The organism is Gilliamella sp. B3022 (assembly GCF_028751545.1).
In the GTDB taxonomy this organism is placed as follows: domain Bacteria; phylum Pseudomonadota; class Gammaproteobacteria; order Enterobacterales; family Orbaceae; genus Gilliamella.
Genome location: NZ_CP071867.1, coordinates 2,455,209 through 2,470,445 on the forward strand (window position 1 = coordinate 2,455,209; position 15,237 = coordinate 2,470,445).

A 15,237-nucleotide genomic window follows, 5' to 3' on the forward strand; every position below is an offset into this window, starting at 1 on the left:
AAGAATTAAAGAGTATAAGATGAATAAAACAGAAAACATCGCCATTGAAAATAAAAACGAGGCCAGTGGTAATTGCCTGGCGTGTGGTCGAACAGGAATACCGGTATTTTTATTGCGTCAGGCGGTGATAAAAATGAAAGGTCACAAAACGGTTGAGGCGAATCCCGATTATCAAGAATTGGCAAATTATCCAAAAAATTTAAATTTTAAATCACGAATGCCCGATGAAAAACTGATCGAATACGGTTATATTTTACGGACTTTGCGAAACGGTTACATCTATGTGATGCAACAACAAGGCGAAGATATAAATAGTCGAATGATGCAAACCTATGAATGTGTTGAAGGGGCGTTAAGATTAAGAAACCATCACCAACTTACTTATACCGAACCAAGACCGATATCAAAAGCCTGTAAAAACTACTGTCACACTATTCCGGCAGCATTTATTCATCTACAAGAGGACTATACTCAAGCGTGGGTGGCATACAGTTCGCAACCTTGGAGTACAACAGCCGTTGAAGATTATCTAAAAGAGCAAGACAATCAAGTTTTATCCCGTTTTACCAAAATAGATATTACTAATTTAGCTCAGTCACCGGCAGAAGCAACCGGTAACCGGGCTGTCCCGTTTACCGATATCTTTGGTCAGGTAAATAATACCGAAACCCCCAGCAAAGTATTAGAGTTTCGTTTTGATGATAATGAATTACCTTTCTTTGAATCGGCGCATCCCTTTAACAGTTTTAAACAGCAAAAACAACAATTTGCAACGCATGTGAGCAACTTATACTCAAAGGGAAAAGCAATATCGTGTGGGGTGGTATTAGAAGATACCTTTGGCATTGCCGAAGAACTTAACACACAGCGCGTTGTGCATCTGCATATATTTAATGAAACGCCCTTAACACAAAACGAAATATCGTTAACAGAACAGCAAATTGATAGTTTTGAAAGCTTAGAACACGCAACCGAAATTTACGAGCAACGCGCAAAAAACATGTTCAAAACCATTAATCCTGATTTACAGCGACAATTTAACTATTATAAACCGGTTATGTTTAAAAAACGCACGATATTACAGTTGATTGAACTATATCGGTTTTCAATAGAATCACAGTTTGATCGTGAAATAGCAATTTTACAAGAGAAGGAAACATATCTAAGAAACAATAATCCAGAAGGACTTTCGATAACAGCACGATCATATGATATTACTAAAATAGGCTTAGAGCTTAGTAGGGTAAAATCAATGAAAGAAGAAAAACTGGATGAGTTTGATAGTTGTGTTGATAAAGGCAAAGTCTCGAATTTCAATCGAGAATTGGAATCTGCTTTAAAAGAAGTAATTGATTATCATAAAGAATGGTCGCTAGACTACTTTACATATGCACGTTGGTTATTTGGCAAAGACAGCTTTACCTCAACATTTACTGAAACAAAACCGCTTAGCGTCAATACCAACCATTTTTGGCAACGTGAATTTGATTTTAGCAGTCAAGAAACACAACTAGTCTATCAATCGCAAGTGACAAATATGTTACTCGATACCACCCATTCCGAAATAAAATTGGATGAAGATAGCGCATTATGGGACGAACTGCTTAGTAATTCTGAAAGCATTTACTATATCAGTGAATATAACAACGTTAAAGGTATCGATCGTGATGAGACTGTTTACGTCGATTTAGAAAACAACCAATTGTTAACACCTAAAGATGTGGTATCGAATGCAACCAACTTTTTGGGGACGGTTTATAATGCCTCGGTAAAACATAAAATTGAAACAGACACCAATCAAAAAATCAAAATATTACAAAAAAACAAAGCTGAGCTTGAAATTAGAATCGAACGAAACAAACAGAAAATAGACGAACTTGCTCAACAAAAAAAACAAATTCCAGTTAGTGATCCTGTAGCGCAAAATGAACTTAGGCGCCAAAAACAGGTTTATGAAAAAAAACTTATTGATTTAAAGAGGAATCTCGAAGCGATCAATAAAGAGTTAGCCAATATAGCCGATCCAAACTCATCGCCAACTTTCATGGCTGAGTCAGGCGAAAGTTTACTCAATCGTACCGCATTGAAAAAACAAGCAATACTAGCAAAAGATATCAAACGCAAACCGATCGAATCTCAGTGGATGCGATTAAACGCTTTTGACGAACTAGCTAAACTCGGAGCGCTACCGGTTGAGATTAACGTACAGATTAGACCTGAAAATATTGTTAAAATCCAAAATCTTTTTACGCAAATGCATCGTGGATTTTACAACAGGGGCATCTATCACCCGCATGAGTTGGAACTTTTACACAGTATTGAAATTGATGAACAGGTCACCAAAACAGGAACAACCAAAACTAAAAAAGTGAAGTTCACATTATGTTTTCCCGATCAAGCCAGTAAAACCGTGTTTGTGGACTTTATTAACAGCACTAATGGTACATTAAGTCCGCATAACTTAAAACAATTTATAGAACAGAACTACAAACAGTATTTCCAATTAATTTATAAACAAAAAAACCTGTTAGAAAATATAGACATTAATGAAAAAGGAAGAGCGACAACCGCTGATATATTAGAAAAAACCAGTGATGAAGCCATTGCCAAAGCTAAAGCGGATATTGAAAAACAAAGTTCAGCTGCAACAACAGCAATAAACCAAATGGAACAGAAACAAGACACAATTGACAGTAAAATTAGAGTAAAAACAGCGAGTAAAGACGTACGGATTGGTCAAAAAACGTTTAAAGTGAATTTGGCGGTAAGCGGTATATTAGGTACCATTACCCTAATGAATATGAGCGATATGCTTAAAGAGTGGGATGAGTTTAAAGAAGGTAATGGCGAACTTGATTTAAGAGCACAAATGGTTAATTCACTAATTTCTCTGATATTGACTGGCATAGATTTAACCAGTCAATATAAAAATATTCATCTCAATATGCAATTAATTCAAGGCATCAATGCAGGAAAAGATATAGCAAGCTTAGATGCTAAAATCAGATTGAATTCCATGATATCTAAAACGGTTGGTGTCGCTACAGCAGCGATTACCGTACTCGAAGCTTTTGGTGAGTTAAGAAGTGCATGGGATATGAGGAATATGGAGGACTCTTCTTACTTTTATATGAGAACTACAGGTGCTGGTATTATAATTTTGGGCGCTATAGTAGCATTAATGGGTTCATTGTTAAGTGCAATTGTGGGAATTATCTTTTTAGTTGGTGGTAGCATTGCGATTTTATTTAGTAAAAAGTACGACAATTTTACTGCTATTCAACATTGGTTAAATCGCTGTTACTTTGGTGTACAACAAGAATTTGACTATTTAGACTATCAAGCTTACCACGAAGACGAGTTATACACTCACAGTGGTTTTGGTTTGGCGCTCAATGACTATGCGGTTATGACCTATAATATCCAAACCTTTGTTCGTTTAAAACCGCTGTATCATCCACCAGGAACGTCATCCCAGCCTGGTGCCCCCAATCTGTTTCAACGCCATATCTATTTTTATTTGGATATTCCTGACTTTGCGAAATACCATCAAAACGAAAGCGCCACTGCGCTAATTCGGTTATTTATTAATGATTACCCAAATCTAAAAACCGAACCAGACCCAATACCAGAAAAATATATCGACTTTAAGTACCGTATCACGTCACATAAAATAGAGTTAATAGCAATCAGCAAAAACTATGGGGATCTTAATCTTATCTGGACAGACAAAGCCGCCTATTTTGAAAGGTATGATCGTAATCGCGATATACTAGGGCGCCCGATGCCCGACTACTATAAATTTGACGAACCAGACGAATTTATATTAAACCAATCAACGCCTGGCTTAACAGCTGAAAAACACAATGACGACACGCCATTAGCCAATGAATTAATCATAAATAAATGGATGGCAGGAACTATAGGTGCAATTAATATTCCAAAATATCAGATAATTATTCAATATAATAACCGTGAAGATGTGCCTTTAATCATAACCAAAAAAAATAAGATAAAATAAGGAGTAAAACAATGCCCTCAAAATATCAACCCCAAATACTTGGTTGGATCGGTGATTTAGAAAAAGGCGGTAACTATTTAACAGGTGCCGATCGGCGTTTATTGTATGCTAATGATAATTATTGCGTTTTTATACGTAAAACTTTATTCGATCAACTTTTTTATCTATCATTATGTTTCATAATGCTATGTGTTAGTGGTGCAGTTCTTTTTTTTGGTACTAAATTATGTCATCTCCTTTTAAGGTTCAAAAATAAAGAAGATTTATTCGTATTCATTATTATAACAATCTGTTTAATCACTTGTATTTTTGCTTTATACGCTATAATTCTTCCTTGTTTATTTCAAAACCTTTTTACTCGTAAAGGATCCCCCATTATTTTTAATCGTAAAACCGGTAAAGTGTATGTCAATGAAAGTTATTTTTTCAATTTTAAGGTATTACGCAATCCATTAACTTTTTTACACCCCAATAAAAAACGTATTAAAGAGTATGACTGGGCGTATCTACAAGGGGTGGTGGTGCATAACTATTCCCGATATTCCCTCAATAGCACCATATTAATGGTGTGCAAACCCAATACCTATAAAACCATTGACCATATAATGTTAGATCCGCTACGCAATGGCATTGGTAGTTATCTGGTCTGGGGTTGGGTCAATAATTTTATGTGTGCGAATGATTTAATCAGCTTGAACGATGGCAAATACAAATGGGAACAAGAAACTCAATTCAAAAAAGAGATTATAAAAGGTCAAGGTTGGCCAGACTGGATGGTCGATGCATTTAATGCCACCACGCATGACGAGTTAGCTAAAATCAAACAAAAGTATAATGTTGAGTCATAATAAGCTTGGATATAACGCTATACAATAAGGAATCAGGAGTAAAACCATGCCATCAAAATATCAACCCCAAATCCTTGGATGGATAGGTGATTTAGATAAAGGCGGTAACTATTTAACAGGTGCCGATCAACGTTTATTGTATGCTAATGATAATTATTGTGCTTTTATTCGTAAAACGAAATCAAATCAAATTTTTTATTCATTTATTTTATTTTTAGGTTTATTTTCTGGTGTTGCTGCGTTATTTTTTGGTATTAAGTTAACTGTACTACTTTTAAGTACAAAACATAAAGATGATTTACATATACTTGTTCTCTTGATAATTGGTTTGACCACATGTGGTTTTGCTATTTACATTCTTATTCCTGAATTATTTCAAAATATTTTTACTCGTCGAGGTAGTCCAATTATTTTCAATCGTAAGACCGGTAAAGTGTATGTCAATGAAAGCTATTTTTTCAATTTTAAGGTATTACGTAATCCATTAACTTTTTTTCACCCAAGTAAAAAACGCATTAAAGAGTATGACTGGGCGTATCTACAAGGGGTAGTGGTGCATAACTATTCCCGATACTCTCTCAATAGCACCATATTAATGGTATGCAAACCCAATACCTATAAAACCATTGACCATATAATGTTAGATCCGCTACGCAATGGTATTGGTAGTTATCTGGTCTGGGGTTGGGTCAATAATTTTATGTGTGCGAATGATTTAATCAGCTTGAACGATGGCAAATACAAATGGGAACAAGAAACTCAATTCAAAAAAGAGATTATAAAAGGTCAAGGTTGGCCAGACTGGATGGTCGAAGCATTTAATGCCACCACGCATGAGGAGCTGACAAACATTAAACAAAAGTATAATGTTGAAGCGTCATAATAAGCTTGGATATAACGCTATATAATAAGGAATAAGGAGTTAACATGGCATCAAAATACCGCCCACAAATACCCGGTTGTATTGGCGATTTAAATAAAGGTCTCACTTAGTTTTATCAAAACAGACAACTAGTCAATCAACATTGGATTGGTAGAGGAGACAATCTTCTGAGAAGAATAAACGCATATTGCTGAATTATTGTAATCAAATTTGGAAAAAGTCCTCAACTAACTGATTGATAAAACAAATTAATGTAAAAATAATGATAAGATTCCGTTTTATTCTCGATGTAACGACTTTGATCTTATAATTTTAAAAAAATGCATTTAATGAATACGGATTACAAATTGCTTAGAACTAGCAATACCATCCTTTCGGTTGGATTCAGGATAAAAGCACCCAGAATTGTGCATATTCAGGATCTAGCAAATTTGATGGCTAACAAAAAGAGTTTAAGCTAAAAAGGAGCATGATGACGTTAATGGACATTAACTAACACTTCTCAAAGATTTATTGTTAAGCCTTAGCTCTGTTTATATCTTCCCTTATTGCTAATGACTAAAAAGCAACGTTTAGAATAACATTGTCACCTCTTCTTCTTCACTGATTAATGAGTGCAAACAAGAAGCGAGTAAAAAATTATAGTTTTGTTGGAATATATGCGTTTCTATTAATATTAATCTGGCTCACAATAGGAACCCAAACATACTGAAATCTCTTTAAATAAAGGTTAGTTTGTCCTATCAGGTTACGGACGAGCTAAGATATTGGGGCTATTGCACATAAAAATATAATTTAATTTATGTCAATCCGCCATGGCAATAGTTGAATCAATCGATATAAGCCGCAGTAAAAAATCACTTCCCTACCCTCAACAATTAATCACTAAAAAACCTACCAATAAATAAAATAGCAGACAATAACTTAATAAAAGTCAGAGTATTATTACTGAATTAATGATACCATCAAATTAATGAGAAAACTAAGATTTAGAAACAATTGTGAATACGTTTTTACTCACTCAACTGATAGACGTGTTTACGATAGTGATCGGAGAGACTTTAAACAAGCATATGAGCCATCTGGAATTGATCATTTTCATTTCCATGACTTGCGTCATACTTGGGCAAGTTGGCATGTTCAAGCTGGAACACCGTTATTCACTTTAAAAGAAATGGGTGGATGGGAAACACTTGAGATGGTGAAAAAATATGCTCATTTAAATGCTGACCATTTAAGCAAATTTTCAAACATGGTCTCATTTTGGTCCCACTCTGAAAAAATTAATAATCAAGCACCAAGATTGCGAGTCGTAAATGATTGATTATAAATGCTTTAAATGGTGGCCCCTACTGGACTTGAACCAGTGACCAATCGATTATGAGTCGACTTGGCAAAATCATATCATATAGATGATTTTAATATTTAATTTAACTCATTACACAGGTAAGAGGGATAGATATTGTTTGCAAATCATAATTAAATTAAATTTTTTGTCAAGATCAATATTAACACTTTATTTTATCACCGACTTATTTTACTGATCATTATACTAAATTTTAAAATAGCAGCCTGTCGTTGTCTGATAATATTAATAATCAACAAACCGCTATTTATTTAATAGTGTTTATTTATTATTTTAATTGATTAAAATGCTCATTCAAACAAGATCTTATTTGCTCATGATCTGTCGCAATGTATTCTAAAGTTGTTGATAGAGACGAATGACCTAATAATTCTTTAACTAACGTCACATTTCGATCTGGGTGTTTCATCAAGTTTGTTGCTAATGTATGCCGAAAACGGTGCGGTGTAACTTTTACACCACAAGCTTTTGATAAACGCTGAAAAAAAGAATCTATTCTATTAAAATCCATTTCTTTATAAGCACGAGATTTAGATTTATTATTTTTAAAATGGTAAATATTAAACAATTGCATTTTTGGTTTCTTATTCAACATTTTTAATTGTTTCTTTAATTCAATAATATCCTTTAATATATCATCTAAAAGTGGAATTTCTCGTTCATTATAAGTTTTACAGCCATCTTCAATTAATAACAATTTCTTATCTTTAACATTAATATCACAAATACGAATATGCAATAATTGATTACGTCTAATACCTGTATATTGCAATACTTTAATAAGTGTTATCCAGAATTGTGTAGGATAATAAAAATCTTTTATTTTTTCTTCTAACTGCTTTTCTTTTAAGAAATTCAGACAAATATCAATATCATCTTGTGATACAGTCTTTTTTGCTTTCTTACCAGGTTTGAGAAACATCTTATCAAATGGATTTTTTTTTGTGTAATTAATCCATGATCAATCCCAAATCTCATCATTGCTTTAAAATGCCGGCAATAATTATTCCATGTAGTATTTTTACAATTTCTTACATTTAAAATATAATTTCTAAAACTTGATACTTTCTCATGATTGATTGAATCAATATTTGTAAACTCACTATCAAAAAATCGAGTAAATGATTTAACGTATCTTCGATAATTGTGACTACTTTGACTACGCAATGATTTAAAGTCTAGATATGCTATTAACAAATTTTGCCAAGACATGTTTCCTTGTTTTTGCGTTTTTTCGTTCATTAAAACTCCTTGTTAATTGTTTTTGTAAATATTAATATCCTGAATTAAAGTTAAATGAGGATTATCAAGGAATTTATTTTCAATAGCAAATAATGGTTTGTTGTCAATTAGATACCCTTTAATGAAAGTATGGCTCTTTCTTTTTCCAGAAATAATGCATTTCCAGATGTTAAATCCTTCATCGCTAAATTTCATATGAATTTTTAGAGCTTGGAATTCACGTTGATATTGTTTCCAGTTACTTTCATCATCATTACCATTCATATATAAACTGTATTTTTTAAAAATTTTAGGTGTTACCATAAATATCTTACCGTCCACAGTATGAATACATGCGTTTTGATTATTGACTGGCAGTTTTTTATCAATAATTTGGACTCGAACCCACTTAAAAAATGGATGATTATATATATCGTTATTATCTAATGTGTTAGGAATAGGTTCATTAAAAGTAGAAATATTATTATTTTTTGTATCATCACCTTTTATTAAATTATCTTCTAATTGTGAATTTTCGAAATCATCATGCTTATCCATTATTTGTACTTCAGAGATTTCAGTATTTTTATGCTCATTAGAAAATAAACTGAATATTGTATCTTGCATTACAGAATTTTTGTTATCTACAGACTCAGATACAATCTTTAAATTGGTTTTTTCTTCAACTTCCCCTTCATCGACTGGTATATTGTCAGGTATAGGGTTAAAATCACTTTGTACATCAGCTTCTGTAAACAATGGAGTAATTGACCCTTTGAATGATTCTGGAGCATTAGTTATATTATGAAAAGCCACATTACCTGGTATTCGTATTAGTGTTAATTTTTCAGCAATCCAACCAGTTTCTTCTGATTCAATTTTACATGGCCAGATCGTTTTATCACCGTTTGGAATTGCTATTCCGTGCTCTTTTAATATATTAAATATTTTAGCATTGTCAGCTGGTATTTCTGTTATACCATTTTGCAACAAATTAGCTTTCATTTTATCTGTAAATGATTTGCTAATAACCCAAACATCTTTACCATCAAACCAACCATCACTAGCTTTTGGACCATTCAAAACTAATTCTGATTCAATTAAATATCTTATCGAAACGATCATTTTACTCATTAATGATACTGGTTTACTTAATATTTTTGTTGGATCTCCCCCCAGATTATTTGATACAGAAAACATATCTGCTTTTTGTATAATTTCAGCTAATACGCCAGCTTTTTCAGTGTGACCAGAACATAAACTTAAAAACGATTTAAATAATTCTGGGTATTGTGATAACCAAGTGATACTTTCATCAGGCAAAATGCGCTTAATCATAAGTGTAACTGCACAAGGATGAAGAGAATAATCTCTATCTTTTTTGTAATTAAATCGGTATGGTAAATTTAAATTGCTTTGCCATGGATACCAGATGTTACCGTCATTCATTTCAACATGAACATCTACAACCACTTTACCTATATCATGTAATAATGCACCATAGACAACTGCGGCACTCCAAGCTTGAGCTTGTCTTGGAATATCTTCTGCATTAGCTCCGAGTAAGTATGATTGTCTTAGCTTTAATGCATAATTTGCAACTTCGAGTCCATGATCAATCATACCACCTATGTAAGAATGATGATGTGCTTCAGAAGCTGGAAGTAACTGCACTATTTCAACATAATTATTGATAACATCCATATATAACTTTTTGAATCTCTGTTGATCAATTGATACTCGTTGCCAAATTAGTGAGATAAGCTTTTGCCGTAAGGAAGTATCAAGCAATTCTTTTGCAGATTTTGGGATATACCATCCATCTAATCCTGCGATATCATTGGTTACTATGTCTTCTGGTTTATTTTTGACAATAAATTTTTTTATTAAATGAAACATAATCACTATTATTTTTACGATATCAGTAGTCTGTCACTATAAACTCGGTAAGTCATATTTAATATAAAAAAATAAACTTTTATCCAAAGATATTATTGCGATTTTCTACTCAACTAGTATAATCATTCTGTTTTCAGCTACTTTTGTAGCAAACAACGAGAAGATGATCGTTAATTCTCAAACGTTGCCAGTAAAATGGAACGTTCCTTTATTAAGGTGATCACATACCATTAGCCAACAAACTCACTACATTCGTAGGTTGGTAACATCTATTTGATGTTGAGTTCATATAAACTTATCTTTTACTCACCCATAGGGGAATTTTATCCCTATCGGGCATAAATTCTCCTTTTTATTTACTTATTTTTGGAGAATATTATGACTAACTTAACTAATAACACAGTAACTAAACAATATTTTGATTTACATACAACTGGAATTGGGTATTTAAACCGAATCCGTGAAGTTAAAGTAAAAAATGGTAACCCTTATTTATCATGTACAATCGCTGCACTTCGAGGTAATTGTCAAAACGCCGAATATACTTACATTAACTGTAACGTTACTGGTGAAAAAGCAAAAACCTTAGTTGAAAAATGCACTGATGCATTAAAAGCTAATAAAAAAATTTTAATAAGTTTCTGTGTTGGTGATATCTATGCTGAAACATTTACATACGAGACTGGGTCTAAAAAAGGAGATGTTGGAATCAATTTAAAAGCTCGATTATTGAAAATCTCCAGTATTAAAATTGATGGTGAACTTAAATATTCGGATAAAATCGAACATTTAGAAAATCAAAGTGAACCTCAACAAATTGACGAAGAAATTAGAAATATTGCATAATGATTAATAATAAAAAAAGCAAGGAAACTTGCTTTTTTTAATTGTAAAATCAGTTGCTTTAACCCACTATTTGTGATGTAATTGTTCACAGGTTGACTTATGATAAAAAGTTTTAAACATAAAGGATTACAGTTATTTTTTGAAACTGGCTCAGCTAGAGGTATCAGAGCTGATCAGTCAAGAAAAATTAAACATATGCTAACGTATCTAAATGCAATTTCGGATATAGATGAAATTAGAAATTTATGGCGATGTCATCAGCTAAAAGGTGATCGTAGTAATGTCTGGTCACTAACCGTATCCGGTAATTGGCGATTAACTTTTGAATTTAACGATGGCGATGTATTTATACTGGACTATGAAGATTATCACTAGGAGCATTTATGGAAATGTTTAATCCTTCTCACCCCGGTGAAATTTTATTAGATGAAATTTTACCTAATACATTAAATATGACTATTACCGATTTTGCTAAACATTTGGGGTTTTCACGTGAAGCAATATCAAGAGTTTTACACGGTAAAGCTCCTATATCGCCGACATTAGCTTGGCGATTAGAACAAGCTGGTATTAGTACTGCAAGAATGTGGTTATCATTACAATCGCAGTATGATTTATGGCAAATTAAAAGCAAATCAAACCAACCGGAAATAATTCGTTTAGTTCCGTGTTCAATATAGTCTTAATCTACAAACAACATAAGGAAATATCTATTTAATTGATATTTCATTCACTTACCCATAGGGGAATATTTTCTCCTGTGGAAATTATTCTCCTTACTTTAATTCATTAGGAGAATTATCATGACAATTAATTACATCATTGACTTATTTGAAAATAATTATGGATATAAATTAGAAATCACCTTTACTGACAATAACCAGGTTGAGATTATTAATTCTGAGCATAGTTTTAATTCAATTATTGAAGTTGAAAATAAAATCACTCACCTTCTTGGTAAAATTTGGATTGATGGTGCAATAAATAATCGTCCATGTAAAGTTGAACGAGCATCAATAATAGACAATTCTACTAATAGCATAGTGATTAGTGGCTTAGTAAATGCACTATTAGTTCATTGGCAGTTAAACCAAACAACTAGTTTTTCCGAATTTCTGAAACGCAAATTAATAGCTGTTCGTAATATTGAAATAGATAAACTCATTAATCTAGCTCGTTATGAATTAGCTTTATAGATATTTTACACAACAATACCATTTCCATTAGGAGGATGCTCCTAATGGAGGGTTCTCCTTCAATTAAACTATAGGAGAACAATTATGTATATTGAGAATAGTAGAAAACTCTATCTTAGAGATGACATTATAAAAATTGATAAAGATATTTTGTCTAATATTCAACGTTATGATTTGATTAAGTCATTATCTGATGCTGGTGGTGTTGAATTTAATATTTACTGGTCTAAGATGGAAAATTGGCTGAAAAAACAATGGCAATGTAAATATCAAACTGATTTTTATGAAAAAATTGCCATTCGTTTTAATTCATCCTACAAAGAAATGTTATCATCAGGAAATTTTGAACAATGCTTTTTGATCTGTTTTTTAGAACATTTTAAAGAGTTAGGTCATGATGCCTATTTTGACTTATACTCAGAAGCAGTATTAAACATTGATGGGCATATTATTGATAATATTAATGAATTAACAAGTTAATTATAGTATAAAGACTAAATGTGCATAACACATTTAGTCTTTATTTTATGACTATTATTACTTATCATATTGTTAATGGATTTATAATAACAAAAACTGACATATAACATGCCAGCTTTTATCTTATATCACTTATTTTATACTGCAATTAGCTGTCTTGCTAAAGCCACTTCAATAGATTCATCATCAGAATTAAGTATATCTAATCCTGATTCAGGCATTTCACCTGAAGTACTTTGTGATACTGCTATTTTCTTGGCCATGAGCGCAAGACAACTTGTTTGAGCAGAACGTTCATAGCCCAAAAATATAACTTTTACGTCATTTTTTTGGCCAATACGAAACGAACGTTTGGCTGCTTGTTGCAATGTATATACATTAAAACCTGTTTGTAAGAAAATAATGGTCGGAAAATCGAGTAAATCAAGACCTGTTTTAACAAGTTCAGGATTAGTTATGACAACATCATAATCCCTATCAACTTTATCAAGAATCCAATCCTCCCGCTTTTCTGGCGAAACATTAGCTTTCAATACAGCCGTTTTTAATCCTGCTTGCTCAAGAATTTGCTTTAACCTACCAGTTATGTCTCGAGTGCCGGTATACGTTGCGTATACTAATGCTTTTCGACCTTGAGCTTTTTCAGCTAAACACAGTTCAACTAAATACTGCTCTTTGGGTGAAATATCAATTAAGCAGCCACTATTATCACCATTACTAAATATTGATGGCACAAAAGCTATTTTATCTTTTGTCCTTGGATGTATGACCGTTTCGGCTCTAAAACAGCAGTCTGGCCAAGCTAATAATGTATTGAGAACAACCCCCAACAGAGTAGTATCTTTTTTTGCTAGCGCTTTTCTTAACTCACTTTTTAATGTATTAGATAAGCTATCATAATAACTTCGTTGTTCATCAGACATTGAAATATCAATATATTCTTCAGTGTATTTAGGCAAAATGTTATCTCCTATGTCTTTAAGCTTCAGGAATACAGTATAAGGTAACACATAACGTAAAATGCCTTTCGGTCCAAAACCTGGTGCTTTTTGTGTTCTGTGTGAGATCTGATTTCCTTTAGCGGTTTTATGACTATCTCCGTGTTGCTCGGTATAAACATCTTTAATAATTCCGTGGTCTCGCATAAATTCCATAGCAGCTGTACCAAGTGATCCTCTGCTATTGGGTTTGTAGCCATCTTCAATCACCTTTGAGGTTAATACCCTGAAAAGTAAGAAAAATAAATCATCAGCATATCCGCCCATTAAAGTACCAGTTAAAAGTAAAATTTTTTTAACCTGGCTTGCAAGTACCCCCATTGCCTGACCTTGCGCCGACCCTTGATTTTTATACTCATGGCCTTCATCAACAATCAGTAAATCGAAAAAGCCTTGAGGTAAATACCGTTTGATAAACTCAGTCGCTTGATAAGAACCTTCACCAAATCCGAATTCAAGTTTTGCTAAAGCTTTCTCCATTCTTCGAGCTTGTCTATCAGTGAAGATAAAATCACCATCTTCATTCATTAGGTTAACAAAATCTGCGGAGTTATCCGCAAGCATGTCCGAAAGAAAATCATCACCGAATTGATCTATCAGTTTTTCAGCTTTCACTGGTCCAATAAAAGGAATTTGGCACATTGATTTTTTAACCCTGTCTCTGAAGCTTGAATTCGATTTATTTGATGTTCTCATCAATGTCCATAAAGCACTGCCGCATTTTTCACAATTTCCGCGTTTGTCTCGAAAAATAAACTCATGTAAAAGTATCGGCTCTCCCTCATCGTTACGACAAACATTGAAACAATCAGGGCAAGCTGCACATTCACGCTTGATATATTTTGTAGCAACCTCTCCGTGTTCATCATGAATGTTATGCTTTTGATAAACAGGCTTTGATTTCAATGTATGTCTCCAGTGATAGCCCATTCTCATACGAACACGTCCTAAAACGTAAAATTCTGGCACATCAGACGTAATACCCAATCGCAACTCTTGTCTCAATTTGAGTAACTTAACAAGTGTATCTGGACCGTTTAACACCCATACTCTTGCACCTGGTATCGTTTCTAAAATTTCTCGTCGCCATTTATATACAAGATGAGGTGGCGAAATTATCAGATTACGTCGATACTGGGCTTCATAGTGAAGTACTGCTGCCACAGCAATTGCCATTATTGTCTTTCCAGTTCCCATTTCTGCATTGATAATCGCAGCGGGTTCATTCTGATCTAATAACAATTTTGTAACAGCCTGTACAACATGAGCTTGAGCAGTAAAAGGTTTACGTTTTAGCCGATCCATAATTGATTGTCGTTCAAATGACATATCATCCGGAAGATAGACTGGAGGATTAGATGCATTTAAACTATCCAATAATGAATCTTTAAACTCGTTAATAAAACTATTTAAATCAATTTGTATATTTGATGTTACTTGTTCCATTTTTAATCCTTAAATAAAAAGGGATACAAGCTC

12 protein-coding genes, 1 tRNA gene and 1 pseudogene are annotated in these 15,237 nt (G+C 33.0%); 9 read left to right on the forward strand and 5 right to left on the reverse strand.

Annotated features, from left to right (window positions below):
• Window positions 1-19: 19 nt before the first annotated feature.
• The 4 genes and pseudogenes from J4T76_RS11110 to J4T76_RS11125 form a co-directional block, all read left to right on the forward strand.
• Complete coding sequence (locus J4T76_RS11110; RefSeq protein ID WP_274460479.1) at window positions 20-4,021, forward strand: toxin VasX; 4,002 nt, start codon at window positions 20-22, stop codon at window positions 4,019-4,021.
• 11 nt (window positions 4,022-4,032) lie between these two features.
• On the forward strand, window positions 4,033-4,869 hold the full coding sequence (locus J4T76_RS11115; protein WP_274460480.1) for a DUF6708 domain-containing protein: 837 nt from the start codon (window positions 4,033-4,035) through the stop codon (window positions 4,867-4,869).
• Between the two features lie 46 nt (window positions 4,870-4,915).
• Window positions 4,916-5,752, forward strand: a complete 837-nt coding sequence (locus J4T76_RS11120; protein WP_274460481.1) for a DUF6708 domain-containing protein — start codon at window positions 4,916-4,918, stop codon at window positions 5,750-5,752.
• 955 nt (window positions 5,753-6,707) lie between these two features.
• Window positions 6,708-7,076: pseudogene (locus tag J4T76_RS11125) on the forward strand (tyrosine-type recombinase/integrase); the annotation flags it as partial.
• Between the two features lie 16 nt (window positions 7,077-7,092).
• Here the strand turns inward: J4T76_RS11125 and J4T76_RS11130 are convergent.
• The 4 genes from J4T76_RS11130 to mobH form a co-directional block, all read right to left on the reverse strand.
• Window positions 7,093-7,157 (reverse strand) — tRNA-OTHER (locus tag J4T76_RS11130).
• 229 nt (window positions 7,158-7,386) lie between these two features.
• On the reverse strand, window positions 7,387-8,040 hold the full coding sequence (locus J4T76_RS11135; RefSeq protein ID WP_267347822.1) for a site-specific integrase: 654 nt from the start codon (window positions 8,038-8,040) through the stop codon (window positions 7,387-7,389).
• Entirely contained in the window at window positions 7,974-8,360 is a 387-nt protein-coding gene (locus J4T76_RS11935; protein WP_416379708.1) for a phage integrase SAM-like domain-containing protein, read from the reverse strand. The genes J4T76_RS11135 and J4T76_RS11935 overlap by 67 nt, the downstream gene beginning before the upstream one ends.
• A gap of 12 nt (window positions 8,361-8,372) precedes the next feature.
• Window positions 8,373-10,238 (reverse strand): MobH family relaxase, encoded by a 1,866-nt coding sequence (mobH, locus tag J4T76_RS11140; RefSeq protein ID WP_267347823.1) that lies wholly within the window; start codon window positions 10,236-10,238, stop codon window positions 8,373-8,375.
• Between the two features lie 378 nt (window positions 10,239-10,616).
• Between mobH and J4T76_RS11145 the strand changes: the two genes are divergently transcribed.
• From J4T76_RS11145 to J4T76_RS11165, 5 genes are all read left to right on the forward strand, one after another.
• Entirely contained in the window at window positions 10,617-11,084 is a 468-nt protein-coding gene (locus tag J4T76_RS11145) for an STY4534 family ICE replication protein (RefSeq protein WP_267347824.1), read from the forward strand.
• Between the two features lie 99 nt (window positions 11,085-11,183).
• Window positions 11,184-11,459: a type II toxin-antitoxin system RelE/ParE family toxin gene (locus J4T76_RS11150; RefSeq protein WP_267347825.1), complete on the forward strand. Its 276-nt coding sequence runs from the start codon at window positions 11,184-11,186 to the stop codon at window positions 11,457-11,459.
• Window positions 11,460-11,467: 8 nt separating this feature from the next.
• A complete protein-coding gene (locus tag J4T76_RS11155; RefSeq protein ID WP_267347826.1) occupies window positions 11,468-11,764 on the forward strand; it encodes a HigA family addiction module antitoxin in 297 nt (98 codons plus the stop codon).
• 123 nt (window positions 11,765-11,887) lie between these two features.
• Window positions 11,888-12,280 carry a hypothetical protein gene (locus tag J4T76_RS11160; RefSeq protein ID WP_267347827.1) on the forward strand — a complete coding sequence of 131 codons (393 nt, stop codon included), beginning with the start codon at window positions 11,888-11,890 and terminating at the stop codon, window positions 12,278-12,280.
• A gap of 84 nt (window positions 12,281-12,364) precedes the next feature.
• Entirely contained in the window at window positions 12,365-12,760 is a 396-nt protein-coding gene (locus tag J4T76_RS11165; RefSeq protein WP_267347828.1) for a hypothetical protein, read from the forward strand.
• A gap of 137 nt (window positions 12,761-12,897) precedes the next feature.
• Here the strand turns inward: J4T76_RS11165 and J4T76_RS11170 are convergent, their stop codons facing one another.
• On the reverse strand, window positions 12,898-15,204 hold the full coding sequence (locus tag J4T76_RS11170; protein WP_267347829.1) for a DEAD/DEAH box helicase: 2,307 nt from the start codon (window positions 15,202-15,204) through the stop codon (window positions 12,898-12,900).
• Between the last annotated feature and the right edge of the window lie 33 nt (window positions 15,205-15,237).

Excerpts from the sequence above, each read along its gene's own strand:
- J4T76_RS11110 (WP_274460479.1), top strand. The coding sequence starts at position 20 with ATGAATAAAACAGAAAACATCGCCATTGAAAATAAAAACGAGGCCAGT.
- J4T76_RS11115 (WP_274460480.1), top strand. The coding sequence starts at position 4,033 with ATGCCCTCAAAATATCAACCCCAAATACTTGGTTGGATCGGTGATTTA.
- J4T76_RS11120 (WP_274460481.1), top strand. The coding sequence starts at position 4,916 with ATGCCATCAAAATATCAACCCCAAATCCTTGGATGGATAGGTGATTTA.
- J4T76_RS11135 (WP_267347822.1), bottom strand. The coding sequence starts at position 8,040 with ATGTTTCTCAAACCTGGTAAGAAAGCAAAAAAGACTGTATCACAAGAT.
- J4T76_RS11935 (WP_416379708.1), bottom strand. The coding sequence starts at position 8,360 with ATGAACGAAAAAACGCAAAAACAAGGAAACATGTCTTGGCAAAATTTG.
- mobH (WP_267347823.1), bottom strand. The coding sequence starts at position 10,238 with ATGTTTCATTTAATAAAAAAATTTATTGTCAAAAATAAACCAGAAGAC.
- J4T76_RS11145 (WP_267347824.1), top strand. The coding sequence starts at position 10,617 with ATGACTAACTTAACTAATAACACAGTAACTAAACAATATTTTGATTTA.
- J4T76_RS11150 (WP_267347825.1), top strand. The coding sequence starts at position 11,184 with ATGATAAAAAGTTTTAAACATAAAGGATTACAGTTATTTTTTGAAACT.
- J4T76_RS11155 (WP_267347826.1), top strand. The coding sequence starts at position 11,468 with ATGGAAATGTTTAATCCTTCTCACCCCGGTGAAATTTTATTAGATGAA.
- J4T76_RS11160 (WP_267347827.1), top strand. The coding sequence starts at position 11,888 with ATGACAATTAATTACATCATTGACTTATTTGAAAATAATTATGGATAT.
- J4T76_RS11165 (WP_267347828.1), top strand. The coding sequence starts at position 12,365 with ATGTATATTGAGAATAGTAGAAAACTCTATCTTAGAGATGACATTATA.
- J4T76_RS11170 (WP_267347829.1), bottom strand. The coding sequence starts at position 15,204 with ATGGAACAAGTAACATCAAATATACAAATTGATTTAAATAGTTTTATT.